Source organism: Kitasatospora sp. NPDC097643 (assembly GCF_040302625.1).
Lineage (GTDB): Bacteria > Actinomycetota > Actinomycetes > Streptomycetales > Streptomycetaceae > Kitasatospora.
Window position 1 is genome coordinate 99476 of the sequence record NZ_JBEOSA010000008.1, and the last position, 26217, is coordinate 125692.

Here is a 26217-nt window from a genome sequence, read left to right on the forward strand (position 1 = left end):
GCGCTCGTTCACTCCATCGCTCCCACGCCGTGCCGGTCGAGCCTCGGTACCCGGCCCCACTTGCCGGTGTGCCAGGGCTCCTGGTTGTCGCTGGGCCAGGCCCGGAACTCCAGGCCGAGTTCCCGGCAGAGGTACTGCACGGCGAACCTGCCGCTGGTCGCCGCCCGGATCAGCCCGCCCATGCCGACCCACTGGCCCGCCATCGAGAAGCCGCGCAGGCCGGGCAGCCGCATCCGGTCCCGGCCCACCAGCCGGTTGGCGGCGTCCTCGGCCTCGGAGAAGGCCTGCCAGGCGAGGATGCTGCCGTAGGTGTTGCCGGTGAACCGCTCGGTGGTGACGGGTGAGGCCACCGAGACCAGCTCGATCCGGCCGGCGAGCCCCGGGTGGGTCCGCTCCAGGAAGCCGCGGACGAAGGCGGCCGCCTCCTGCTTGCGGGCCCGGTAGGCGCGGCGGTCGGCGGCGCGCAGGGCCTTCCAGGAGGCGTGGTCGCTGAAGTACATGCAGTGCACCACCGACTTGCCCGGGGGCGCGAAGCCGTCCGCGTACTGCGAACGCAGTTGCACCACCAGGCTGTTCTGCAGCGCACCGGGCAGCCGGGCGCCCTGCTCGGGGGTGAGCAGGTAGGTGGTGCTGTGCGGCTCGCCGGGCGGGAGCGGACCGTCGACGCCGACGAACACCGAGACCGCCGCCGGGTACAGGTTGCCCGGGCGGTCCAGGAGGTCGTGGTAGAGCCGATCCGCGGTCGGGCTGGTGTGGCGGCCGCCCAGCAGGCGGTCCACGGTGGTGGGGCCGTCGCAGGCGGCGACCACGTGGTCGGCGTAGTGCGAGCTGCCGTCGCGCAGCCGGACCCCGACCGCCCGGCCGTCCTCGACCAGGATCCGCTCGACCCGGGAGCGGTAGCCGATCACCCCGCCCAGCGAGGTGTAGCGCTCCTCGACCGACCTGGCCAGGCCGAGTGAACCGCCCTGCGGGAAGCCGGCGTTGCCGTTGTGGGCGCTGGCCAGCGTGAACAGGTACGGCAGCAGCGGGAAGCCGGCCGGCTCCTGGAGGAACAGGTTGGGCAGGGCCCGCCGCAGCAGCGGGTCCTGGAAGCGGTCGGCGAAGCCGCGCATCGGGGTGGTGGCGGTGCGCCAGAACAGCCGGAACGCGGGGAGCACGGCCCGCGCCGTCCGGAGCCGCTCGGCGACGGTCCGCAGTGGCGGCGGGGTGAGCTCCCAGGGCAGGTCGAGGGCGGCGAAGCGGCGCAGGTCCCGGCAGAACGGGCGGATCAGCGGCGCGTCGGCCGGGGAGGTCTCCAGCAGGTGGCGCTCCAGCCGGTCCGGGTCGTTGAAGAACGTCACGGCCCGGCCGTGTTCGTCGACGACCCGGTTGAAGACCTCGAACCCGGTGACGGACTTTCCGTCGAGCGCGCCGAGTTCGCGCCACACCTGGTGGCCGGGGGCGCCGGGGGCGGTGCCGATCAGCCAGTCGATGCAGTAGTCGAACAGGTAGCCCTCCCGCGACCAGGCGGTGCAGCAGCCGCCGGGCAGCACGTGCTTCTCGAAGATGCGGGTCTCCAGGCCGCTCATCTGCGCGTAGCAGCCGGTGGCCAGGCCGGCGATGCCGGCGCCGATGACGATCACCCGGGGCGGGCCGCCCGGGGGGCGGTCCCGGGCGGTCCAGTCGGGTCCGCGGTCAGGCGTGGCCATCGGCGCCCCCTCCGGCCTGAGCCGCGTCGGCCGGCAGCGTGTCGGGCAGGAGCGTGCCGACCAGAAGGGCGCCGGCCAGTTCGGCGTTGCGGGCCGCGTACTCGGCGTCCAGCATCTCCGCGTGGGTGCCGTGGCCCCGGTGCACGGTGGTGCCGGCCGTCGAGGCGCCGTGCCAGCTGCCCGGTTCACCGCCGGCGTGCAGCGGGAGGTGGTCCCGGTCGCAGATCACCCCGATCGGGGCCGCGACCGTGCCCCGGTTGGGGGTGCGGCTGCAGAACGTGAGGTACTCCCGGGCCTGTTCGATGGTCTCCTGGGCGACGATCCGGGAGCCGGTGTGCCGGTGGAGGTGGTCGTGGAGCTCCCGCTCGAAGCCGGCCAGGTGCTCCTCGCCGAGCTCGAAGGCCTCGGCGATCCGGTGGGAGTCCACCACCAGGACGCGGCCGACGGTACGGCCCCGGCGTTCCAGCTCCTTGGCCACCTCGAAGGCGAGGTTGCCGCCGAGCGAGTAGCCGAGCAGGAGGTACGGCCCGCTCTCGTCCAGCTCCTCGACCAGGTCCGCGTAGCGGGCCGTCTTGTCCTCCCCGGTCAGGTAGTTGAAGGCGGCGATCCGCTGCCCGGGCAGGTGGCCGGCGAGCTGCCGGTAGACCAGGCCGTGGCCGCCGGCCGGTGGGAAGCAGAAGACCGGACGGCCGTGGGGCGCCTCGGCGTTGAACCAGAGGTACGGTTCGCCGCCGGCCAGCTCGCCGGTGATGATCTGCTCGACGGTGCGGGCCATGCCGTGCAGGGTGGTGCCCTTGAACAGCAGGCCGACCGGGATGGCGATGTTGAACTCGGTGCGGAGGTGGTGGATCAGCTCGATGAGCCGGATCGAGCTGCCGCCGAGTTCGAAGAAGTCGTGCTGGAGGCCGACCTCGTCCAGGCCGAGCAGCCGCTTCCAGTGCTCGGCGACGCGGTGCTCGTACAGGGTGACGGGCGGTTCGTGCCGGGCGCCGCCGGTGTCGGCCTTCGGCTCGGGCAGGGCGGCGAGGTCGACCTTGCCGTTCGGGGTGAGCGGCAGGGCGGGCAGTTCGGTGAGGTAGGAGGGGATCATCACGGTGGGCAGGTGCTCGGCGAGGTGGCGGCGCAGTTCGCGGCGGTCCAGCTCGACCCCCTCGGCGGGCACCACGTATCCGGCCAGCACGCTCTCCCCCACCATATTCTGACGGACCGTCACACAGGCCTGGGCGATGTCCGGCCGGGCGGTGAGGTGGGCCTCGATCTCGCCGGGTTCGATCCGCTGGCCGCGGATCTTGACCTGGCCGTCGATCCGCCCGAGCAGGTGGGCGGTGCCGTCCGGGCCCCAGTGGCCGAGGTCCCCGGTGCGGTACAGCCGGACGGGGGCGCCGTCGAGCTCCAGGGTGGTGAAGCGGTGGGCGGTCTGTTCCGGGTCGCCCGGGTAGCCGGCCGCGACGCCGGCGCCGCCGATCCACAGTTCGCCGGACACGCCGGCCGGCACCGGCTCGCCGTAGTGGTCGAGGATGTAGAGCTCGCTGTTCGGGAACGGCCGGCCGATCGGCACCATCCGGCCGGGTTCCAGCTCCTGGGCGTCGCCCTCGTAGTAGCTGCTGTCGATGGTGGCCTCGGTCAGGCCGTAGGAGTTGACCAGCCGGGTCCGCGGGCCGCAGAGGGCGCGCAGCCGCCGGTGCTCGGCGGCCTTCCAGGAGTCGGAGCCGACGATCAGCAACCGCAGGAAGTCCAGCCGCAGGCCTTCGCGTTCGCAGTGGGCCAGCAGGGCGCGGGCCACGGCGGGCACGAACTCGCCGCAGTCGACGGCCTCTTCGCGCATCACCCGGTGCAACCGGGCGGTGTCGAAGAGCAGTTCGCGGTCGACCAGGACGAGGGTGCCGCCGGTGCTGAGCGCCCGGGCGAGGTCGCCGGAGAACACGTCGAAGGCGGTGCCGGCCATCTGGAGGTGCACCCTGGCCTCGGTGTCCAGCCGGTACTCCGCGCGCCAGCCGGCCGTGACGGCGGCGAGGTTGCGATGGTCGACCCGGACGGCCTTCGGGCGGCCGGTGGAGCCGGAGGTGTGGATGACGTAGGCGGGCCGGTCGGGGTCCGCGGCGGGCAGCGGGCCGCCCGGGCCGGCGGGCCGGTCGAGCTCCTCCAGGGTGACCGGCTCGGCGGGCAGCCCGGCCGGGAGCGGGCGCCGCTCGTCGACCACGACCAGGGCGGCCCCGGCGTCGGCCACCTGGAAGGCGAGCCGGTCGGCCGGGTGTCCGGGGTCGAGCGGCAGGTAGGCGGCGCCGGCCCGCCAGACGGCCAGCAGCGTGACGATCAGCTCGGGCGACTTGTCCAGGCAGACCGCGACCACCGACCCTTCGCCGACGCCGAGTTCACGCAGCCGCAGGGCCGCCCGCTGGGCGCGGCGGTCGAGTTCGCCGTAGCCGAGGCGCTGCACGCCGTCCGGCCCGGGGGCGACGACGGCGACGGCCTCGGGGTGTTCGGCGGCGGCCTTGGCGATCAGCTCGGGCACCGGCACGTCGTGCTCGATCCGCCGGCCGGCGCCGCTGAACCCGGTGAGGATGCGCCGGCGTTCGGCCCGGTCGAGCATCGGCAGCCGGCCGACCGGCCGGTCCGCCGCGGCCCGGGTCATCGCGTCCAGCAGGTTGCGGTAGTGCCCGGCCATCCGCTGGACGGTGGCGGGCTCGAACAGGTCGGAGTTGTACTTGAGGACGCAGTGGAAGCTGCCGTCCGAGCGGTCCTCGTAGGCGGACAGCGTGAGGTCGAACTGTCCTTCCTCCTCGGGCAGTTCGATGTACTCCAGGCGGTAGCCGAAGCGCTCCACGGCGACCTTGTGGGTGAGCAGGATGAACATCGCCTGGAACACCGCGGAGCGGCTCGGGTCGTGTTGCAGCTCCAACTGCTCGACCAGCAGCGGGAAGGGGTACTCCTGGTGGTCCAGGCCGCCGAGCACGCTCTCCCTGACCCGGGCGAGCAGTTCGGCCACCGTCGGCTCCCCGGCCAGGCTGACGTACAGCGGCAGCGGGTTGACGAAGTAGCCGTAGACGGCGGCGAACTCCTCCTGGGTGCGGCCGGTGACGGGGCTGCCGACCACGATGTCCTGCTGCCCGGACCAGCGGTGCAGCAGCAGGTAGTAGGCGCCGAGCAGCACCATGAACGGGGTGGCGTTGTGTTCGCGTGCCAACTCGTGTACACGGGCGGTGAGTTCGGCGTCCAGCTGGAAGAACTCGGAGGCGCCGTTGTGGGTCTGCACGGCCGGCCGCGGCCGGTCGGTGGGCAGGCTGAGCACGGGCACCTCGGCCGGCAGCCGGCCGCGCCAGTAGTCGAGCATCCGGCGGGCCTCGGGGCCGGCCAGGAAGCGCCGCTGGTGGTTGAGGAAGTCCAGGTAGCGGGCCGGTACGGCGGGCAGGTCCGGCGTCCGCCCGTGCCGCAGCGCCTCGTAGACCTCGAACAGCTCCTCGATGAAGGTGAAGGTGGAGATCGCGTCCGACACGATGTGGTGGACGGCCTTCATCAGCACCCATCGCTCCGGCCCGCGCCGGAACATCCGCAGCCGGACCAGCGGGTCGTTGGTCAGGTCGTACGGCTTGCGGTACTCCGCGACGATGAGGTCCCGGATCTCCTCCCACGGCCGGCCCTCGACGTCGATCAGCGCGGTGTCGACCAGCGCCTCGTCCCGGATCCGCTGCACCGGGCGGCCCTCCTCCGCGGTGAACGAGGCGCGCAGCGCGGGGTGCCGGGCGACCAGCGTGCGGAAGGCCGCCGCGAAGTGCTCCGGGTCGATGGCCGTGCGGACCTCGACGGCGCCGCCGATGTTGTACGCGAAGCCGTCCGGGTGGAGGTGCTTGAGGAACCAGAGCGCCTCCTGGTTGTGGGTGAGCGGGTAGCAGCGCTCGTCCTGGTGCGGCTCGACGGCCGCCGGCCGGGCCGGGCCGTCGGCGGCCGCCAGTTCGGCCAGCCCGTCGCAGAGCAGGGTGACCAGCTCGCCCACCGGTCCGTTGCCCAGCAGGGCCACCACCGGCAGGGCCACGCCCAGTTCGCCGTGGACGCGGGCGCGCAGTTCCATGGCGAGCAGCGAGTCCAGGCCGTGCGCGCCGAGCCTGGTCTGCTCGTCCACCCGGTCGGCGTCGAGCCGCAGCACGGCCGCGACGGCGGCGGCGAGGCGTTCGGCCACCAGGGCCCGGCGGGTCTGCTCGTCGGCCTCGCGGTAGCCGTCCAGGAAGCCGCCCGCCGCGATCGGGGCGGGCTCGGCGGCGGTGGCGGCGAGGTCGGCGACCAGGGGCGGCGGCGTGGGGTACCAGGAGAGGAAGACCGGCCAGTCGACCACGGTGGCGACCAGCAGTTGGGCGCGGTCCTGGCCGATCACGCGTTCCAGGACGGCCGTACCGGCCTCGGGCGGGAGCGAGCTCATGCCGCGGGCGTTCCGGTAGTGGGCGACCAGCCCGAGCTCCTCGATCATGCCGGTCGCCCACGGGCCCCAGTCCAGGCTGAGCGCGGGCAGGCCGTCGGCCCGGCGGTGGTGCGCCAGCGCGTCCAGGAAGGCGTTGCCCGCCGCGTAGTTGGTCTGGCCGGCGGTGGTCAGCAGCGAGGCGACCGAGGCGAACAGGACGAAGTGGTCGAGCGGTTCGTCGCGCAGCAGCCGGTGCAGCAGGTAGCCGCCGACCACCTTCGGCGCGTACCCGGCGTCGAAGGCGGCCCGGTCCATCTGCGGCAGCAGGGTGTCCCTGACCTGGCCGGCGAGGTGGAACACCCCGCGGATCGGCGGGAGTTGGCGCTGGCGGTAGTCGGCGAGCCAGGCCGTCAGGGTGGCCTCGTCGGTGACGTCCACCGGGGCCACCCGCGCCTCGGCGCCGAGCCCCTCCAGTTCGCGCAGGAAGGCGATGCGCCGGCCGGCCGGGCTGTCGGGGTCGGTGCGGGCCCACTGCTCACGCCCGGGCACGGCGGTGCGGCCGAGCAGGACCAGCCGCCGGGCACCGCGCCGGACCAGGGTGCGGCAGAGCAGTCGGCCGAGCGCGCCGAACGCGCCGGTGACCAGGTAGCCGCCGTCGGGCCGCAGGCTCATCGGCAGCGGGCGGGTGAGGCCGTCGGCCCGGCGCAGCCGACTGGTGAGGCGCCGACCGCCGGCCCGCAGGGCGATCTCCTGCTCGTCGTCGGCACCGAGCTCGCGCAGCAGCGCGTCCACGTCGTCCAGCAGGTCGGCGCCGGCGTCGAGGTCGATCAGGGTGCCGCGCTGGGCGGCGAGTTCCTGTTGCCAGAGGACCCGGCCGAGGCCCCAGGCCGCGGCGCCGAGCGGTTCCACCCGGTCGCCGGGGTCGACCGCCTGGGTGCCGCGGGTGACGATGTGCAGCCGCCCGTCCGGCCGGGCCGCGGGCAACACCTGGGCCAGGGCGATCAGCGCGTAGGCGCCCAGGGTGGCGACCCGGTCGAGGCCGTCCCGCCCGGTGTCGTCGAGCCGTGGCAGGTCGAGGTTCCACAGGTGGACGACGGTGCGGAAGGAGGGGTCGAGCTCGGCGAGGAGCCGGGTGAGGTCCTCGGCGGAGTCGGGGCGGACGGTGGAGCCCTCGGCGGTGCTCCGGTAGGTGTCGCCGGGGCGGACCAGGTGGCAGCGGGCCCCGCGCGCCGCGGCCAGCTCGGCGAGTTTCTCGGCGCGCCCGGTCGCGTCCGCGAACAGCAGCAGGTCGCCGGGTTCGGCCGGGGCCCGCATCGGAGCGGCGTCGACCCAGGCGAGTTCGCTGAGCCAGCCGTCGATGGTGGCGAGGCCGACGGCGGCCGGGGCCTGGGCGACGTCGGTCACCCGGAAGCCGGTGATCCGGCCGAGCGGGGTGCCGTCCTCGGCGAAGAGGGCGAGGTCGCCGACGAGTTCGGTGCCGTTCTCCCGGGTGACGGTGGCGTGCGCCCAGAGCGGCCGGGCGCCGATCCGGTCGAGCCGGACCTCCTCGATCGAGACCGGCAGCCGGATGCCGCCGTCCTCGGCCGCGAGCAGCCGGGTGGCGAGCAGGGTCTGGAAGCAGGCGTCGAGCAGCACCGGGTGCAGGTGGTGGTCGGCCGCCTCGGGGCCGAGGTGCCCGGTCGGCCGGATCCTGGCCAGCGCCTCGCCGGGGCCGGCCCAGACCTCCTCGATGGCCTGGAAGGCGGGCCCGTAGTGGTAGCCGCGTTCGGCCAGGCGCCGGTAGCAGTCGGGGCCGTCGAAGCGGGTGTGCCCCGCGCGCACCGCCGCGAGGTCCGGCGCGGGCCCGTGGGTGCGCCGCTGGCCGGTGCGGATCCGGCCGGTGGCGTGCACCACGGGCTCGCCGCCGTTCGGGGTGGAGGCGACGGTGAAGCGGGCGTCCTCGGGCGCGTAGCCGAACTGGACGTGGGTGGGTTCGGCCGCGGAGAGGAACAGCGCCCGGTTCAGCTCGACCTCGGCCAGCACCACCTCGGTGCCGCCGGTCAGGGCGTGGACGGCCTGCGCGGCCATCTCCAGGTACCCGGCGGCCGGGAAGACCACCTGGCCCTCGATCCGGTGGTCGGCCAGGTAGGGCAGCCGCTCGGGGTCGAGCGCGGTGGTCCAGCCGGGCTGGGCGCTGGCCGTGCGCCGGCCGAGCAGCGGGTGGTCGACCTGTCCGAGCCGCACCTGCTCGACGGGCTTCGGCTCCACCCAGTACCGCTCACGGCGCCAGGGGTACCCGGGCAGCGGCACCGGCCGCCCGGCCGGGTGGAGCGCGTCCCAGCTCAACTCGACGCCCAGGGTGTGCAGTTCGGCGAGCGTGCGGGCGAAGTGCGCGGGCTCGTCCTGGTGCCGGCGCAGCGAGGCCAGGGTGTGCGCGCCGTCGACGCACTCGCGGACGGCGTGGCCGAGCACCGGGTGCGGGCCGAGCTCCAGGAAGAGGCCGTGCCCGTCCTCGGCCAGCCGCTCGACGGCGGACCGGAAGCGGACCGGGTGGCGGACGTTGTGCCACCAGTACGCGCCGTCCAGCTCGGGTCCGCGGGCGCGGCCCTCGCGGGCGGTCAGGTAGAGCGGCAGCCGCGCCTCGTTCGCCTTGAGCCCGGCGAGGGCGTCGGTCAGCTCGCTCCGGATCGGGTCCATCCGCACGCTGTGGTAGGGGACTTGGACGTCCAGCAGGCGGGCGAAGACGTCCTGCCGGCCGAGTTCCCCGGCCAGTTCGCGCAGCGCCTCGGTGTCGCCGGCCAGGGTCACCGCGGCGGGGCTGTTGACGGCGGCGAGCGACACCCGGGTGCGGTACGGGCGGATCCACCGCTCGGCCTCGGCCTCCGGGAGGCCGACGGCGAGCATGCCGCCGGTGCCGGTGAGGCGCTGTTGCAGGCTGCTGCGGGCCAGCACCACCCGGACGGCGTCCGCCAGGTCGTACACCCCGGCCTCGTGGAAGGCCGCGACCTCGCCGGTGCTGTGCCCCACCACCGCGTCGGGGCGCACCCCGTGGCTCCGCCAGAGCGCCGAAAGGCCCACCTGGAGGGCGAAGTTGGCGGGCTGGGCGAGCCAGGTCCCGGCCATCCGGGAGTCGGCCTCGCTCCGGTGCAGCTCGTCCAGCAGCGACCAGCCGGCCTGCGCGCGGATCTCCCGGTCGCAGGCCTCGACGGCCGCCCGGTAGACCGGTTCGGTGTCGTACAGGCCCCGCCCCATCGCCCACCACTGCGGGCCCATGCCGGTGAACACCCAGGCGAGGCGGCGCAGTCGGCGCTCCCGGGCGCGGCCCCGGACCACCCGGGGGTGCGCCTCGCCGCGCTCGTACGCGGCCAGTGCCTCGTCCAGCTCCGGCCCGGTGGAGTAGACCACGGCGAGCCGCTCGGGCAGGTGCTGGCGCCGGTGGGCCAGGGTGTGGCCGAGGTCCGCGAGGTCGGCCCCGGCGGCGAGTTCGCGCCGGATGCCGCCGGCGAGTTCGGGCAGGCCGGCGGCGTCCCGGGCGCTCAGCGGCAGCACCGTGCGGGCCGGCGGCGGCACCGGCGCGGCGGGCGCGCGACCCGGCGGCTCCTCCAGCAGGACGTGCGCATTGGTGCCGCCGAAGCCGAAGGAGTTGACGCCCGCCCGGGCCGGTCCGTCGTGCGCGGGCCAGTCGACCGCGGTGCGCGGGATCTCGAAGGGCAGCGCGGCCAGGTCGATCGCGGGGTTCGGCCGCTCCAGGTTGAGGTGCGGCGGGATCCGGCGGTGTTCGAGGGCGAGGGCGGTCTTGATCAGCCCGGCCACACCGGCCGCGGACTCGGTGTGCCCGATGTTGGTCTTGACCGACCCGACGTAGCAGCGCTCGCCGCGGCGGCGGCCGATGCCCAGCACCCGGCCGAGCGCGGCGGCCTCGATCGGGTCGCCGATCGGGGTCGAGGTGCCGTGCGCCTCGACGTACTGCAGGCTGCCGGGCAGCACCCCGGCCTCGGCGCAGACCCGTTCGATCAGGGTGACCTGGGCGTCCGCGCTGGGCACGGTGATGCCGTTGGTGCGGCCGTCCTGGTTGACGCCGCTGCCGATGATCACGGCGTGCACCGGGTCGCCGTCGCGCAGCGCGTCCGTCAGGCGCTTGAGCACCACCACGCCGACGCCCTCGGCCCGGACGTAGCCGTCGGCGGCGGCGTCGAAGGCGCGCGAGCGGCCGTCCGCGGAGAGGAAGCCGGCCTTGGTCTCACCGATCGTGTACTGCGGCGCCATGTGCAGCAAGGTGCCGCCGGCCAGGGCGAGTTCGGTCTCGCCGCGGAGCAGGCTCTGGCAGGCGAGGTGCACCGCCACCAGGGAGGAGCTGCACGCGGTGTCGATCGAGACGCTGGGGCCGCGGAAGTCGAAGGCGTGCGAGATCCGGTTCGACACCATCGTCATCATGGTGCCGGTCGCGGTGTGCGCCGCCAGCGTCTCGAAGCCGAGGTCGGCGAACTGCACGATCTTGTAGTCCAGCGTGAACGCGCCGACGTACACCCCGACGTCCCGGCCGGCGAGTTCGGCCGGCCGGTGGCCGCCGTCCTCCAGCGCCTCCCAGCTGACCTCCAGCAGTTTGCGCTGCTGCGGGTCCATGTACGCGGCCTCGCGCGGGCTGATGCCGAAGAAGTCCGGGTCGAAGGTGTCGAAGCCGTCGATGTACCCGCCCCGGCCGCCGATCAGCCGCCCCGGCTTGGCCCGGTCCCGGCTGCCCAGCGAGCCGACGTCGTACCGGTCGGCGGGCGTCGGGGTGAGACAGTCGCGGCCCTCGATCAGATTGCGCCAGTAGCTCCGGTGGTCGTTGGCGTGCCCGGGCAGGCGGCAGCCGATACCGGTGATCGCGATCCGGTCGCAGGGCACGTCGGTGGGCGAGGTGGTCATGATCCAATCCGAGGGTGATGGCGTGCCGACGCGGACACGGGCGGAGGGGACGGCCTCGTGGGCCGGGTCAGACGGACGGTTCGGCGGCCTTCACCCGGCGCCAGGGGTGCAGCAGGGTGGCGCCGAGCTCACCGGTGGCCGGGAAGGCGGCCGGGTCGGCGAGGCCGACGGCAGCCGGCGTGCGGCCGGGTCGCCAGGTGAAGCTCCCGAAGACGTGGTCCCAGAGCGACAGGTCGGAGCTGTAGTGGCCGGCCTCGGCCAGGTCGGTGCTGTGGTGCAGCCGGTGCTGCTCCGGGCCGGCCAGGACGTGGCCCAGCCGGCCGAGACTGACGTCGATGTTGGCGTGGACGAAATATCCCTGGGCGATGAGAAATATTCCGACCGCGAACACTGATTCCTTGGAAAATCCGATCAGCGCCAACGCGCACTGCACGACGGCCTGCGCCAGGAAAACGTCGAGGAAATGATTGACGCCATTGTTGGCGACATTCACCTTCGCCGGAACGTGGTGGACGCCGTGCAACCGCCAGAGCCACCGGTTGTGGTGCGACCACCGGTGGACGAGGTGGTCGCCGAGCGAACCGACCAGCAGGGCGAGCGGCACCTGCACCGCGAACGGCAGGCCCGGCCGGGCCGGCGCGATCAGCCCGACCAACGCCGTCACCAGCGTCTGGGCCAGCCCGCCGCCCACCATGCTGAGCGCGAAGTACACGGCGTACCAGCCGAGTTCACGCCGCGTCGGCCACCAGTCCACCCGGTACGGGATCAGCCGCTCCAGCACCGCCAGGTACCCGATGGTACCGATCAGCGTCAGCCCGCTGACCCGATCGAGGTCCCAGCGGAAACGCAGCGTCGCCACGACCGTCGACAGCACTCCCAGGAGCAACAGCGGATAACCGACCCGACGTGCGATGGCAGACAGCACGCGCTCCTTGGTTATTCGAGGACTAACGAACGGAAACGTCAGTGATGCTAGCCCGAGGCACCCGCTACGAAGTCCATTCGACGTGCCGATAACCCGAACGGCGGACGATGGCGGCACTTACTTGACGTCTCGTCGGATCGATCGCACCCGCCCCGTCGAAGCTGCTGCCCCCACCACGGTCGACGAATCCCGCCCCGGCGCAGCGAGTGCCGGAGGGTGGGCAGGAGGGCGGGCGTCGGCGCCGGTCAGGAGCGCCCGGAGGCGAGCGAGGAGTACTCCGCGAGCTCCACCAGGCGCCGGGAGACCTCCGGCCGGTGCGCCGCCAGGCGTTCGCGCAGGCCGCGCAGCTCGTACCCCACCAGCGCCGGCAGGGCCTCGGCCGGGGAGGCCTCCAGTGCGGGCCCGAGCAGCTCGACGGCGGTCTGCGGGTCGTGCGCGCAGGCGTGGCAGTCCGCCACCCGGACGGTGAACAGCAGCCGGGCGGTGGGTAGTTGGGCCGGTCCGAGCAGGTGCAGCGCGGTCTCGGCGGCGGTCAGGGCGCGCCGGGCCAGCCGGGGGTCGTCGACGGCGGCGGCGAGGTCGCGCAGGGCGGCGGCCGCGCCGGACTCCACCCGCAGCCGCATCGAGGCGATGGACAGCCACGGCGCGTCGGCCTCGTCCCCGGCCCCGATGTGGTCCAGGTGCAGCCGGGCCCGGCCGATGTGCCGGACGGTCGCCCGGACCTCACCGGTGAGCGCGTACGCCCGGGCCCGGCCGATCTGGCCCATCGCGCCGGACCAGTGCCGCCCGGGGGCGGCCCGGCCGGTCTCCCGGGCGTAGCCGAGCGCGGCGACCGGGTCCCCGTCGAGCCGGGCCAGGGTGCTCATGTCGCTGAGCGCGGCGACCTGGGTGGCCTGGTCGCCGGCGAGTTCGGCCCAGGTGAGCGCGCGGTCGAAGCAGGCCATCGCGGTGGCGTTGCGCCCGCCCTGCATCCGCAACACCCCGGCGGCGTGGGCGTGTTCGGCGGCGAGCCGGGCGAGCGGGCGGCGTTGCGCGGCGGTGGCGGTGGCCAGCCGGGCGAGCACGGCGTGCAGGGTGCGTTCGACGGCGGCGGCCAGGGCGGGGTGGCTGCCGGTCTCGCCGGAGCGCAGGTGGGCGGCGAGCAGCCCGGTCAGGGCGTGCGCGGTGGCGGCGTCCAGGGGTGGCGCCCCGGCCGGTTCGTCCGCGCAGAACTGGGCGTGCAGGGCGGCGAGTTCGAGGGGTTCGGGGACGGCGCAGCCCGCGGCCCCGTGCAGCGGGCAGAGCAGGCCGTAGTCGGGCAGCAGCAGGGGCGGGCGGGCCGGGGCCGTCCAGGCTGGGCCGGCGGGCGGTCCGCCGGGCAGCGGGGGGCGGGTGAGGCCGGGGGTGAACGGCGCCAGGGCGGGCAGCTCGGCGGTCTCGGCGCGGTGGCAGGCGGTGCGTAGGTCCCCGCCGGCGCCGAGGAGTTCGTCCAGCCGGTCGGCGATCCGCGGGGTGACCCGGCGGGTGCCGTGTTCGATCTTGCTGACCGCGGTGTGGTCGTAGCCGATGCCGGCGCCGAGTTGGGCCTGGGTGAGGCCGGCCCGGCGCCGCCAGTGCCGCAGCCGGGCGCCGAACTCGCGCCAGTGGCCGGGCTCGTGGGCCGTGGTCGTCTGCACGGCTGCCTCCCGCGGTTCGGCCCCGCTCCTCGCGGGCCCTCCGAGACCCTCCGACGAGCAGGACGGTACTCGATGGCACCCGATCCGTACATGACGTGGTCTCAACCAATGTGGTGAACGCCCAGCTTGACGGAATTTGCCAACCCCATACTCCGCCTGCACCAGCCATTGACCCGGGCATGACGCCATGTGAGGGTTCCGGCACCCGAGCGCGGACGGCCCGCACGGCCGTCCCCCTGACACGGCCCTGCGGAGCGCCACCAGCCCTGCCGTCCGCGGTCGAGGACCCCCACATCCGAGGAGCCTCGATGCAACGCAGACTGTCCACGGGGCGGTTGCTGACCGTGGCCACCACCCTGACCGTGCTGGCGGGCATGCTCGCCGCCACCGCCGGGCCGGCCACCGCCGCACCGCCCAGCCCCACCCCCGCACCGCCGAGCGCCCTGGCCGCCGCCGTGAACGCCGCCGACGCGGCCGCGGCCGCCGGCCTGGACGCCCTCGCCAAGGGCCCCGGCGAGAGCTACGAGCGCCGGGCCGTCACGCCCTGGATCGGCGGCCTCTACTCCGTTTCGTACGAACGCAGTTACCGCGGCCTGCCGGTGGTCGGCGGCGACGCGGTGGTGCTCGCCGACGGCCAGGGCAAGGTCCGCGGCCTCCAGGCGGCCGCCCCCGGCCCGATCGGTGGCTCCATCACCCCCCAGATCAGCGCGGCCAAGGCCGAGAAGACCGCCCGGGCGAAGCTCGCCTCCGTGCAGTCGGTCGACGCCCGCCGCCTGGTGGTCCGGGTCAAGGGCGGCGTCGGCCGGCTCGCCTGGGAGACCGTGCTGACCGGCCGCACCGAGAGCGCGCCCAGCAAGCTGCACGTCTTCGTGGACGCCGCGACCGGCGAGGTCGTCGACAGCCACGACGAGGTCGAGGCCGGCACCGTCAACAGCAAGTGGAACGGCCCCGCCCCGGTCACCATCAGCACCACCGGCTCGGGCGGCTCCTACTCGCTGCGCGACCCGAACCGGCCCGGCCTGAGCTGCTCCGACTACAGCTCCGGCCAGGTGTTCAGCAAGTCCTCCGACTCCTGGGGCAACGGCAGCCCCACCAGCAAGGAGACCGGCTGCGGCGACGCCATGTTCGCGGCCCAGAAGGAATGGGACATGCTCCGCGACTGGCTCGGTCGCAACGGGCACGACGGCAACGGCGGCAGCTGGCCGGTCAAGGTCGGCCTGAACGACGTGAACGCCTACTGGGACGGCAGCTCCATATCGATCGGCCACAGCCAGGCCAACGAGTGGATCGCCGCGATGGACGTCGTCGGGCACGAGTTCGGCCACGGCATCGACCAGTACACCCCGGGCGGCGCCGACAACGAGAACGGGCTCGGCGAAGGCACCGGCGACATCTTCGGCGCGCTCACCGAGGCCTACGCCAACGAGCCCTCGCCGTACGACAACCCGGACTACACCGTCGGCGAGATGATCAACCTGGTCGGCAACGGGCCGATCCGGAACATGTACAACCCCTCGCTGGTCGGTAACAACCCCAACTGCTACTCCTCGTCCATCCCCAGCACCGAGGTGCACGCGGCCGCCGGTCCGCTCAACCACTGGTTCTACCTGCTCGCCGAGGGCTCCAACCCGGGCGGCGGCAAGCCCACCAGCCCCACCTGCAACAACTCCACCGTCACTGGCATCGGGATCAAGGACGCCGGGCGGGTCTTCTACGGCGGCATGCTGCTCAAGACCAGCGGCATGACCTACAAGCGCTACCGCACCACCACTCTGACCGCCGCCAAGAACCTCGACCCCTCCTGCGCCTTCTTCACCCGGGCCAAGGCCGCCTGGGACGCGGTCAGCGTGGGCGCGCAGAGCGGCGACCCCACCTGCACGCCGTCCGGTACCAACGACTTCTCGCTCAACCTCGGCCCGGCCGCCGGCTCCGTCCAGCCCGGCTCCTCGACCACCTCGACGATCGGCACCGCCGTCACCTCCGGCACCGCGCAGACCGTCAACCTGACCGCCACCGGCGCCCCGGCCGGGGTCACCGCGACGATCACCCCCTCGTCGGTGCAGGCCGGTTCCTCCGCCACGCTGACCCTCTCGGCCTCCTCCTCGGCGGCCGCGGGCACCTACGTGATCACCGTGACCGGCACCGCCGGCGCGGCCACCCACACCGCCCCGTACACCCTGACCGTCGGTGGCGGCGGCAACCCCGGCGGACCCGCACCCGACATCGACGTCGCCAAGGTGCAGGCCCACCTCAGCCAGCTGAACAGCATCGCCAACCAGAACGGCGGCAACCGCCGGGCCGGCACCGCCGGGCACAGCCAGTCCGTCGCGTACCTCAAGGGCAAGCTCCAGGCCGCCGGCTACACCGTGACCGAGCAGACCTGCACCTCCTGCACCTACCAGTCCAACAACCTGATCGCCGACTGGCCCGGCGGCCCGTCCGACCAGGTCACCATGTTCGGCGCCCACCTGGACAGCGTCTCGGCCGGCCCCGGCATCAACGACAACGGCTCCGGCTCCGCCACCCTGCTGGAGAACGCCCTCGTCCTCGCCCAGCAGAACCCCACCCTCACCCGGCACATCCGGTTCGCCTGGTGGACCGGTGAGGAGCAGGGCCTCCAGGGCTCCCAGTACTACGTCGGCCAGCTGAGCAGCACCCAGCGCTCCGCGATCAAGGCGTACTACAACTTCGACATGGTCGGCTCGCCCAACGCCGGCTACTTCATCAACAACCTCACCTCCAGCGCCTCCGCGCCGATGAAGGCCTACTGGGACTCGCTCAACCTCCAGCCGGAGGAGAACGTCGAGGGCCAGGGCCGCTCCGACGACTACTCCTTCCAGCAGGCCGGCATCCCCACCTCCGGCTACGCGGCCGGCGCCAGCGCCACCAAGACCACCGCACAGGCGGCCAAGTGGGGCGGCAGCGCGGGCCGTTCCTACGACTCCTGCTACCACCAGTCCTGCGACACCAGCAGCAACATCGACCCGACCGCGCTGAACCGCAGCGCCGACGGCGTGGCGTACACCCTGTGGAAGACCTCCGTCGGCGGCACCACCCCCGGCCCGGACTTCTCGCTCGCGGTCAACCCGGCCGGCGCCACCGTCACCGCCGGCAACGCCGCCACCGCGACCGTCTCCACCGCCACCACCTCCGGCGCCGCCCAGACGGTCGGCCTGACCGCCAGCGGCGCCCCGGCGGGCGTGACGGTCTCGTTCAGCCCGTCCTCGGTGCAGTCCGGCGGGTCCGCGACGATGACCGTCGCCACCTCCGCGTCCACGGCGGCCGGCACCTACAGCATCACCGTGACCGGCACCGGCTCGACCGCCCACAGCACCACGTTCTCGCTGGTCGTCGGCACCGACCCGGGCAACCCCGGCGGCACCTGGACGCCCGGCGCCACCTACCAGGCGGGCGACGTGGTGACCTACGACGGGGTCAGCTACCGCTGCATCCAGGGTCACACCGCCCAGGTCGGCTGGGAGCCGCCGATCGTCCCCGCCCTGTGGGAGCGCCTATGACGCTCGCCTGACAGCTGGCTGCGCCGCGGGTCCGTCGAGGGGGACGGATCGCGGCGCAGCCGCGTCGCCCGGGTGTGACGTACAGTCGGCCGGGGCGGGAGGCCGCCCGGAGCGCCGACACCCTACGGAGAGCACGTGACCACGGAGACCACGGACACCGCGGAAGCGCAGCCCGTCCCCGAACTGGCGGCCGAGGTCGTCGAACAGTGGCGGGCCGAGGAGGCCGAGCTCGTCGACCTGCTCGCCCGCGCCCAGCGCGGCATCGGCGGCATCGCCGCGTTCCGCCTCGGCCCCACCCCGACGGTGCTCGTCACCGACCCGGCCGCTGTCCAGCACGTCCTCGGCCGCCACCCCGACCGGTACGTCAAGCGCTCCCACCGCGCCCGGATGCTGGTCGGCGACGGCGTGCTCTCCGCCACCGGCGACGCCTGGAAGCGCCAACGGCGGCTGCTCCAGTCCCAGTTCACCGGCACCGGGATGCGCCGCTACGAGCAGCGGATCGCCGCCGCGGCGCAGCGCACCGCCGACCGCTGGGCCGGGTACGCGCGCACCGGCGAAACCTTCGACCTCGCCGAGGAGATGCGCGGCTTCGCCCTCGACACCGTCTGGCGGGCCCTCACCGGGCAGCCGCTGGACGACCACACCGACCGCGAACTCCGTTCCGTGGAACGGGTGGTGGCCGCCATGCCGACCCTGCCCACCGACGCCGCCGACGCCCGCGACGCCGTCGCCGCGGACCTCGCCCGGATCGACGCCGTCGCCCAGGCCGCCATCGACGCGGCGCGGTCCTCCTCGGGTACCGAAGAACCCGGCGTGCTCCACACCCTCCTCGACGCGAGCTCCCAACACCCCGAGTACACCGACCGGTTGATCCGCGACGAACTCGTCACCCTGCTCGTCGCCGGCCACGAGACCACCGCCACCACCCTCACCTGGCTCTTCCTCCTCCTCGACCGCCACCCCGAGGCGCGCACCGCCGACCCGCAGGCCCTGGTCAGCGAAACCCTGCGGCTCTACCCCTCCGCCTGGATCCTCCCCCGCCACGCCGTCGAGGACGACACCCTGGCCGGCCACCACATCGCCGCCGGCACCGACGTCCTCGTCTGCCCCTACCTCACCCACCGCGACCCGGCCCTCTGGCCCGACCCCGAGCGCTTCGACCCCACCCGCTTCACCCCCGGCGGCACCCGCCCCGCCCACCTGGGCGCCTACTTCCCCTTCGGCCTCGGCGCCCGCGCCTGCCTCGGCACCCAGTTCGCCGTCCGCGAGACCACCGCGCTCCTCGACCTGCTGCTCCCCAGTTACGCCCCCCGCTTCCTCGCCGCCCCCACCGGCGCCGCCTACAGCATCACCGTCCGCCCCGACGGGCCCACGCCGGCGGTGCTGGGGGCCTGACGCCGTGCTGGATGAGCCGCTGCAACTCCCCGGCTGGCGCGACCCGTTCACCGTCGCCGACCAGGTGACGTGGTGGGGTGCCACCGTCGCCGCCGTCGAACAGGGCTACGACGAGGACGTCGACGAGTACGTCAACGAGCTCGCCTGCCGCGACTGGCTGCACCAGGCGTGGCTCCGGCTGCCCGACCACGTCGTCCAGCTGTGGACGCCGCGGATCCTCGCCCTCGACACCCGCTTCCGCGCCGCCACCACCCCCGACGACGGCCTCTTCCTCGGCCGGTACCGGCGCCTCCCCCACCCCGACCGGTGGTGGTGGCGCCGCCGGCCGCGGTTCGTCGTGGACGACGGCTGAGAGCCCGCTGTCACATTCCTCCGCCGCCATCCGTCGGGTCGGTAACAGCACCGTGCGACCCGAAAGGCATACGGCCATGGGAACCTCCCCCTCGATCACCACGGAAATCCCGCTGCGCCCGCGGCTGGCGCAGGACCCGGGACAGCTCGTGCCCGAACTCGCCGACGTGTCGGCCGCCCTGTTCAAGGCCGTCGGCAACGGCTCCGTCCCGCGGAGCACCATCAGCCTGGTCCAGCTGCGGGCCGGCCAGATCGCCGGCAGCAGCTACCTGACCGTGCTCCACACCGGGTTCCTGCGCCAGGCCGGGGTGCCGGAGGAGCAGATCACCTCGGTGGCGTCCTGGCCGGACTCGCCGTACTTCAGCAGCGCCGAGCGCGCCGCTCTGGCCCTGGTGGAGGCGGTCCTCCAGCCGTCCACCGGCGGGGAGCGGGTGCCCGACGAGCTCTACGCCCAGGTCGCCGAGCACTACGACGACACCGCGCTCACCACCCTGACCTTCGCCATCGGCCAGGTCAACTTCTTCACCGCGATCGCCCTCGTCGCCAAGCCCGTCCCCGGCCGCGCCTTCACCGACCCCTGGGCCGCCTGACGCACCACCAGGCCCGGCACCCCGGCCCACCGAAGGGCCGGGGGCCGAGAACGAACCTGCGCGGCCGCAGCCCTAACCGTCACCGAAGCCCCAGACCGAATCGCGTGGCGAGGCGGTCCGCCAGCTCCAGGGCGGGCGTCGTCCCGTCGATCACGATGCCGTCGAGACCGTGCAGTCGAGCCTGCCTGCGGACCTCCTCGTCCCAGAGCGCGTCACGGGCGAGCCGCTTGGCGAGGACGTCCGCCCGGTCCTCGGTGCCCCAGGTGGCCCGGGCCCGGGCGGCGTCCGCGTACCGGGTGGTGAGTGCGCGCCGCCGGAACTCGGGCGTGGGCAGGAGGAGGACGGCCTGGTCGGTGCGGCGCAGCAGCGGCGCGAGGTGCCGCGGGAGGATCCCGAAGTAGTCGACCAGGACGAGCCGGTCACCGGGCAGCGCGAGCAGATCCTCGATCAGGAAGCCGACGGCCTCCCCGTGCAGGCCCGGCATCGCCCGGAACACCTGGCGTGGCGTCCGGTCCCGCCACATGCCTCCCGGTGGCAGGTCCCGCAGAGCGGTGAAGTGCGGGTGCCGGGCCGGAGTGCACCGTTCGAGCCAGCCGTGCTCGGCGCGATCACCACGGTAGACCGCGGCACCGTACCGATCGGCCAGTAACCGGGTCAGCGTGCTCTTGCCGGCACCCGTACCGCCGGCGATCCAGCGCACGTGGGCGAGTCGGTCTGCGAGGTCGGAAGATGCGGACGTCATGGCCCTCATGGTGGGCGCCACAGCGAAGAAATTGGAGTCTTGTTCTTCACCCCCCGGCGGCATGAAGATCAAAGAGAGGACGGGCCTCCCGGGCCTCCCGCCCTGCGGTCTCAGAGGTGCGCCAGCGGCTGACCGGTCACCCCGTCGACGAGCTGCCGCGCGGCGAGCGGCGCGTCCAGGCGGGCGCTGATGCGCGCCGAGCCGACGGAGTCCTCCGGACACTGGTAGTCCGGCCCCTTGAACGCCTTGCGGTGCATGAGCACGGTGACGCGGTCGGCGCTCTCGTGCGTCACCAGCACAGGCTGCTGCTCGCACCGCCAGTCGACGGCGAGGGTGATGGTCCGGCCGTCCTCGCTGACGAGCACCTGCCCGGTCGCCGCCGCGTCGTAGCCGCGCCACTTCGCGGGCAGCCACCACGTCTCCAGCGCCACCTCCACGGCCACGACGCTCAGCAGCACCGCAGCGATGACCCACATGCGCCTCGACGGGCGCGGCAGCCGAACTGTTCCCCTCACAACCCCTCCTCGTTGATGGCCGCGATGCTGGCGAGGGAACGGTCACCGAGTCAAACCGGCGGCCGGCCGCCGCTGGACCGTACTGGTCACCGTCCGTCCGCCGTCCGGGGGACAACGTGGTGCTCCCGGTGCGGCGCTCGGCCGGCGTGGGCATCCGTGACCCCGGTCGGCCCTCCGGGGATGCGGAGGGCGGTTTCGGAGGAGACGCCATGGATGAAGAGCAGGTTGTGCCCGCCCAGGACGACGCCCTCATCTCGCTGAGGGAGTACGCCACGCCCGACACCGCCCCCGCCCTGCATCGGCTGCTCGCCGAGATCGACAACTCCGGCTGTCCCACGACGCTGCCGCTCTCCTTCTCCGGCGTGAAGGTGCTCGGCGACGTCGTCACCGGCGACGCGACCTTCAACCTGCTCCTCGGGGACGAGCCCGCCGGTTCGTTCTGGACCCTGTTCTTCGTCCCCGAGGACGACACCGGCACCCTCCTCCCGCCGCCCTACGGCGACCGGACCGACGGCACCGCCATCCTCTTCCCGGGCGCCACCAGCACGCTCTCCCACGGCGCCCCCGGCACGGACCGCCGCCGAGGCTACGGGCTCCGGCCACCCACCGTCCTCGCCTGCCCGGGCGGCATGCTCACCGCCGCCCGCTGCGACCTCTACGGCGACTACACGCTGCTGGGCAGCCTGGCCTTCCAGGTGACGCTCGGCCCACGGTCGTAAGACCGGCAGCCGGCTCAGTGCCACCGGCGGTCACCACGATGTGGACACGGTTCAGCAGCGCCGGACGTCTGCCGAGCCGGCCACGGCAGCACCTCCTGGGGCTGCGCGCCGGAGGCGAGAGCGTTCCACCGGTCGACCCACGGTTGGGTCATCTCCGGACAGCACCACACCCGGTCCCAGTTCCATTGACTTCCACTCCCCGGCCTAAACCGGGGATTCCTACCACGGTCGACTGACCGTCTCGGTGGGTTCCTGCTTCTTCGCGCTGCGCCGGAACAGCTCCCGGTCTTACCCGCGCTCGACAGGCTGTCACCGCCAGTCCGGCGGCCTTGGCGACGTTGACCGCCGCATTGATGTCCCGGTCCAGGACGGCCCCGCACGCCCCACACGTCCACGCGCGAACGTCGAGGGGCTTGGGGCCGTCCTGGACACCACAGCGCGAGCACACCTGAGAGGTGGGCTCGAAACGGCCGATACGGTGGAAGGCTCGTCCGTACCGAGCGGCCTTGTACTCCAGCATGGCCACGAACCGCGACCATCCCGCGTCGTGCACGGACTTCGCCATGCGAGTGCGGGCGAGTCCCTTGACCGCCAGGTCCTCCACGGCGACCGCTTGATTCTCGCGGATCACCTTCGTGGACAGCTGGTGGTGGAACTCACGCCGCGCATCCGCCGCACGCCCATGAGCGCGGGCGACCTTGACACGGGCCTTCTCACGGTTCTTCGACCCCTTCGCCTTACGGCTCAAGGCCCGCTGCGCCTTCTTCAACCGCTTCTCGGCACGGCGCAGGAAACGCGGGGATTCGATCTTCGTGCCGTCGGACAGGACGGCGAAGTGGGTCAGCCCCAGGTCGATGCCGACCACGGCGCCCGTCTCCGGCATCCGGGCCAGGTCGGCGCCCGGGTCGGTCTCCACCACGAACGAGGCGAAGTACCGTCCGGCCGGGTCCTTGACCACGGTCACCGTGGACGGCACCGACGGCAGCGACCGGGACCACCTCACCCGCACATCGCCGATCTTCGGCAACGCCAGATCTCCGCCAGTCGTGATCGACCAGCGGGCGTTCCCGGTGAAGCGGACGGCCTGCCGATTGTCCTTCCGCGACTTGAAGCGCGGCGCCCCCATACGCGGGCGCTTGCCCTTGAGCCCGTCAAAGAAGTTCCGGTAGGCGGTGTCCAGGTCGCGCAACGCCTGTTGCAGGACCACGGCCGACACCTCGCCTAGCCACGCCCGTTCCGGCGTCTTCTTCGCCTCCGTCAGCGCCTTCGACAGCACGGCCGACGGCACGAACGGCAGCCCGGCCGCACGGGCATCCTCACGGGAACGCAACGCGTCGTTGTACACCACCCGTGCACACCCGAACGCACGGGCCAGCGCGCAACGCTGAGGCCCATTCGGATAGAGCCGGAAGGCGTACCGAAGCTGCATGCTGACCACCGTAGCGTGTTGGTTTATGGCTGAGTATCAGAACATCCACACTGGTCGTCACTGCACTTTCGCCCTGCACGCGCACTTGGTTTCGTGACGAAGTACCGGCACAAGGTGTTCACCGACGGGCACCTGACACACATGGAAGAGATCACGCGGAGCGTCTGCCAGGACTTCGAGGTGGAATTGGTCGTGTGCAACGCGAGAACAATCACGTCCATCTCCTGTGAACTTCCCACCAAAGGCCGCCCTGTCGAAACTGGTCGACAGCCTCAAGGGTGTCAGCACCCAACGCATACGACCGGAGTTCCCCGACCTGGTCAAGCACTACTGGCGCGCACAGCGCCTGTGGTCCGGCTCGCATTTCGCCGGGCTGTCGGCGGCGCTCCGCTGTCGACAATCCGCCAGTACATCGAGCAGACCCGGCCCGTCTGACCGTCAGCAGTGGCCGGTCTCAACAGTGCGGGAGGGTGCGACACCGGCCTCTGTCAGAGCAGCGCTCACAATCGCTTCACCACTGGGCTCTAGCCCTTGATCCGGAGGTTCTCCAGGTGGCTGCGAACGCATACCCCACCCGGACGCTGAGCATCCATCGTCGCGGGCTCCTCGGCCGGCGGGGTCGCCTTGACGGAGTCGAGCAGCAGCACGGCGGCGTCTCGCAGGATTCCAGGAACGTGAGGTCCTGGTGGGGCTCGTCGACAGGCTCATCGCCGTCTGGGACGGCCGTCCCGCCCGTGGCTACGGCGGGACGGCCGATTTGGTGGCGTATGCGCGGGGGCTCGGTGTCCCGGTGCAGGTGCTGTGGCTGGCGGGGGCCGTCAGGTAGCCGCCGGGTGGTGCGAGTTCGCCTTCGGTACCAGGCCCGGGAGCTCGGCGAGCGAGTCGATCCGGAACGTCGCCTGACCGGCCGCCGGGTCGTGCTGTTGGATCCAGCCCCACGGCCCCCGGCGGATCACGGTAGTCGTGCCCCTGGGCGATCACCGCGCCGAGCTGTGCCACGAAGGTGTGTCGGGGCACGCCCAGCCAGTCCGCCCAGGTCCCGTACTCCCGGGTCTCGTCCACCAGGCACTCGCCGACGTCGAACACCACTGCACGAATCATGGGCGCAGCCCAGCGAGGTGGCCTGCCCGCCGCGCTCGGGTGCCGAGCGCGGCGGGCATCTGCGGGGTGTCAGTGACGGTGCAGGTTGTCGGACTGGGTTGATGACCGCCACCCCCGTTGCACGAGGCCGGGGCTGTCAGACTGTCTCAATGCGCTCCACGATGAGTTCGCACAGTTCGTGGGTGCGCAGCGCGTCGTGGGCATCCAGGGTCTTGCCGGTGCGGACGGCGTCGAGGAAGGTGAGGACGGCCTGTTCGATGCCGCGTTGGCGGGCGACGGAGACCCAGTCGCCGCGGCGGCGGATGGTGGGCTGGCCACGGTGGTCGATGACCTCGGCGAGGTTGTGGACCTCGCGCTTGGAGTCGCCGCCGGAGACCTCCAGCACCTCCTCCGTCGAGCCGGACAGCCGGTTCATGATGCCCAGCGCGGTGAAGCCGTCCCCGGCCAGGGTGAGCACGACGTGCTCGACCAGGCCGTCGCGCACCCGCGAGCGGACGTCGACGTGCTCGATGTCCCCCGGCGCCAGGAACCGGAGCGCATCCACCACGTGGATGAAGTCGTCGTAGACCATCGTCCTCGGCGCCTCGGGCAGGCCCTCGCGGTTCTTCTGCAGCACGATCAGATCCCGCGGACGCTCCTTGGCCTGGACGTAACCGGGCGCGTAGCGCCGGTTGAAGCCCACCAGCAGCGAGCGGCCCGCACGGTCGGCCAGGTCGACCAGCCTGCGCGAGCCGTCCAGGGTGTAGTCCAGCGGCTTGTCCACGTACACGTCCACACCGGCCGTCAGCAACTGCTCCACGATCGGCACGTGCTGGCTGGTCGCGGCATGCACGAACGCCGCCCGGATCCCGCTCCCGATCAACGCCCCGAGATCGGTGAACCGCGCCTCCGCCCCGATCCGGTACGCCTCACCGATCCGGTCCAGCTTCACCCCGTCCCGGGTCATCAACCGCAGGTCCAACCCCGGCAGCGCGGTGAGGACCGGCAGGTACGCCTTCTGCGCGATGTCACCGAGCCCGATGACACCGACCGGAAGAAGGTCGTCAGGAACAGCGGTCGAACTCATGCACATCTCCATACTCGGGCGCCGACACCATGCACCCCCACCCTATTCACCCGCTCCCCACACCACCCGGCCGACGAGCCACGACGGCGACCGGGAGCACGCCCCGGTCGGGCCCCACCGAACCGAGTTGGAGGACTCGGCTCGGCCCGCGCTGGGCGCGGTCAGGTGGGTGTGCCCCGGGTTGGACCCTGGTCCCGAGGGTCGAGGTCGGTGGTCTCGTCGGGCTTGGGCATCCGGAGGGCCGTGATGACGCCGAGCACGACGGTGGCGAAGGCGAGCGCCAGGAGGACGGCGAAGGCCGCGCCGATCAGGAAGGTGGCGAGACCCGGTCTCATCCTGGCTCGTCTCCTTCGATGTCGCGGAGGAGGTGGAGGAGGTTGAGCAGAGTGCTCACCGGCGCGTTGCCGAAGTCGACCAGGACGCGGCCGTCGAGGGTCGTCTCGGTGGCGGCGGCCGAGCCCCAGAGGATCCCGAACGGGCGCCCGCGCTCGCGCAGTTCGCGGAGGAGGTTCGTGACCTGGGGCGTCGTGTAGTCCCGCATCCGGGGGTCGCTCGGCGCGATGGGCGGGTGGATCGGGCTCACGCCGCGAAGTCCAGCTCGTACCAGACGGTTTTGCCGTGCTTCTGGGGGTCGACGCCCCAGCGGTGGGTGAGGCCCTCCACGAGCTGAAGGCCGCGACCGGACTCTCCGAGGTCGGCGGGGGTGCGCCGCTCGGGGAGCGCGTCGTTCTCGTCCGAGACGCAGACCCGGAGGGTGCAGGTGAGGAGGGAGAAGTAGACGACGGGCGCGGCGGTCTCGCCGTGCCTCCAGGCGTTGACGAGGAGCTCGGCGAGGGCGAGTTCGGCGTTGAAGATGACCTCGGGGTCCCAGCCGGCGCGGGTCAGGACGTCCCGCAGGGCCTGCCGGGAGAGAGCGAGCGAGGGCGTGTTACGGGTGCACATGGAGACCTCCATGAGGCGGTGGTGTGGAGTGGAGAGGCGAAGCAGCGGATCCGTCGCCGTGAGCCAGGCCTGGGCGAGGCTGGTTGATGCCGTGCGCGGCTGCTCTGCGGAGCGCGGGCAGCAGGCGCCTACTGCCCTTGAAAACAGGCGTTACTGACGATCCGTCGGATCGATCTGCCAGTGACCATAGCCCAGATGCAGATCAAGTTTTACCCTGCTTCGGGATATTCCCCCTATCGTGGTATCAGCCGCCACAGATGGACCGCCCGGCAAGCCGCGCGGCAGACTGGGGTCGCCCCCTGCC

16 protein-coding genes and 2 pseudogenes are annotated in these 26217 nt (G+C 72.9%); 6 read left to right on the forward strand and 12 right to left on the reverse strand.

The window, feature by feature from the left end; all coding sequences use genetic code 11:
• Window positions 1–8 precede the first annotated feature (8 nt).
• From ABTY15_RS08110 to ABTY15_RS08125, 4 genes are all read right to left on the reverse strand, one after another.
• Window positions 9–1688, reverse strand: a complete 1680-nt coding sequence (locus ABTY15_RS08110) for a phytoene desaturase family protein (protein ID WP_350577969.1) — start codon at window positions 1686–1688, stop codon at window positions 9–11.
• Window positions 1675–10965, reverse strand: a complete 9291-nt coding sequence (locus ABTY15_RS08115; protein ID WP_350577974.1) for a non-ribosomal peptide synthetase/type I polyketide synthase — start codon at window positions 10963–10965, stop codon at window positions 1675–1677. The genes ABTY15_RS08110 and ABTY15_RS08115 overlap by 14 nt, the downstream gene beginning before the upstream one ends.
• A gap of 67 nt (window positions 10966–11032) precedes the next feature.
• Window positions 11033–11890 (reverse strand): sterol desaturase family protein, encoded by an 858-nt coding sequence (locus tag ABTY15_RS08120; RefSeq protein ID WP_502893449.1) that lies wholly within the window; start codon window positions 11888–11890, stop codon window positions 11033–11035.
• Between the two features lie 245 nt (window positions 11891–12135).
• Window positions 12136–13545, reverse strand: a complete 1410-nt coding sequence (locus tag ABTY15_RS08125; RefSeq protein WP_350577978.1) for a helix-turn-helix domain-containing protein — start codon at window positions 13543–13545, stop codon at window positions 12136–12138.
• Window positions 13546–13853: 308 nt separating this feature from the next.
• Between ABTY15_RS08125 and ABTY15_RS08130 the strand changes: the two genes are divergently transcribed.
• The 4 genes from ABTY15_RS08130 to ABTY15_RS08145 all read left to right on the forward strand — a co-directional run bounded on the left by ABTY15_RS08130 (window position 13854) and on the right by ABTY15_RS08145 (window position 19399).
• A complete protein-coding gene (locus ABTY15_RS08130) occupies window positions 13854–17063 on the forward strand; it encodes a M28 family peptidase (RefSeq protein WP_502893450.1) in 3210 nt (1069 codons plus the stop codon).
• A 135-nt stretch (window positions 17064–17198) separates the two neighbouring features.
• Window positions 17199–18458, forward strand: coding sequence for a cytochrome P450 (locus ABTY15_RS08135; RefSeq protein WP_350577981.1), 1260 nt, complete (start codon window positions 17199–17201; stop codon window positions 18456–18458).
• A gap of 4 nt (window positions 18459–18462) precedes the next feature.
• Complete coding sequence (locus tag ABTY15_RS08140) at window positions 18463–18810, forward strand: hypothetical protein (RefSeq protein ID WP_350577984.1); 348 nt, start codon at window positions 18463–18465, stop codon at window positions 18808–18810.
• 76 nt (window positions 18811–18886) lie between these two features.
• On the forward strand, window positions 18887–19399 hold the full coding sequence (locus ABTY15_RS08145; RefSeq protein WP_350577987.1) for a carboxymuconolactone decarboxylase family protein: 513 nt from the start codon (window positions 18887–18889) through the stop codon (window positions 19397–19399).
• A gap of 79 nt (window positions 19400–19478) precedes the next feature.
• On the opposite strand, the gene ABTY15_RS08150 is transcribed toward ABTY15_RS08145, so the two are convergent.
• Window positions 19479–20141 (reverse strand): hypothetical protein, encoded by a 663-nt coding sequence (locus ABTY15_RS08150; protein WP_350577990.1) that lies wholly within the window; start codon window positions 20139–20141, stop codon window positions 19479–19481.
• Between the two features lie 110 nt (window positions 20142–20251).
• Window positions 20252–20617: a hypothetical protein gene (locus tag ABTY15_RS08155; RefSeq protein WP_350577993.1), complete on the reverse strand. Its 366-nt coding sequence runs from the start codon at window positions 20615–20617 to the stop codon at window positions 20252–20254.
• Window positions 20618–20865: 248 nt separating this feature from the next.
• On the opposite strand from ABTY15_RS08155, the gene ABTY15_RS08160 reads away from it, so the two are divergent.
• Window positions 20866–21375, forward strand: a complete 510-nt coding sequence (locus tag ABTY15_RS08160) for a hypothetical protein (protein WP_350577996.1) — start codon at window positions 20866–20868, stop codon at window positions 21373–21375.
• Window positions 21376–21523: 148 nt separating this feature from the next.
• Here the strand turns inward: ABTY15_RS08160 and ABTY15_RS08165 are convergent, their stop codons facing one another.
• Window positions 21524–22804 (reverse strand): RNA-guided endonuclease InsQ/TnpB family protein, encoded by a 1281-nt coding sequence (locus ABTY15_RS08165; RefSeq protein ID WP_350577998.1) that lies wholly within the window; start codon window positions 22802–22804, stop codon window positions 21524–21526.
• 25 nt (window positions 22805–22829) lie between these two features.
• Here ABTY15_RS08165 and tnpA point away from each other — a divergent pair.
• Window positions 22830–23239 (forward strand): annotated as a pseudogene (gene tnpA, locus ABTY15_RS08170) (IS200/IS605 family transposase).
• Window positions 23240–23755: 516 nt separating this feature from the next.
• On the opposite strand, the pseudogene ABTY15_RS08175 reads toward tnpA, so the two are convergent.
• The 5 genes and pseudogenes from ABTY15_RS08175 to ABTY15_RS08195 form a co-directional block, all read right to left on the reverse strand.
• A pseudogene (locus ABTY15_RS08175) lies at window positions 23756–23905 on the reverse strand (haloacid dehalogenase); the annotation flags it as partial.
• Window positions 23906–24041: 136 nt separating this feature from the next.
• Window positions 24042–24971 carry a Gfo/Idh/MocA family protein gene (locus tag ABTY15_RS08180; RefSeq protein ID WP_350578000.1) on the reverse strand — a complete coding sequence of 310 codons (930 nt, stop codon included), beginning with the start codon at window positions 24969–24971 and terminating at the stop codon, window positions 24042–24044.
• 161 nt (window positions 24972–25132) lie between these two features.
• Window positions 25133–25306, reverse strand: coding sequence for a hypothetical protein (locus ABTY15_RS08185; protein ID WP_350578003.1), 174 nt, complete (start codon window positions 25304–25306; stop codon window positions 25133–25135).
• On the reverse strand, window positions 25303–25554 hold the full coding sequence (locus tag ABTY15_RS08190; protein WP_350578006.1) for a hypothetical protein: 252 nt from the start codon (window positions 25552–25554) through the stop codon (window positions 25303–25305). Before ABTY15_RS08190 ends, ABTY15_RS08185 begins: the two co-directional genes overlap by 4 nt.
• Window positions 25551–25913: an ATP-binding protein gene (locus ABTY15_RS08195; RefSeq protein ID WP_350578019.1), complete on the reverse strand. Its 363-nt coding sequence runs from the start codon at window positions 25911–25913 to the stop codon at window positions 25551–25553. Before ABTY15_RS08195 ends, ABTY15_RS08190 begins: the two co-directional genes overlap by 4 nt.
• Window positions 25914–26217 lie beyond the last annotated feature (304 nt).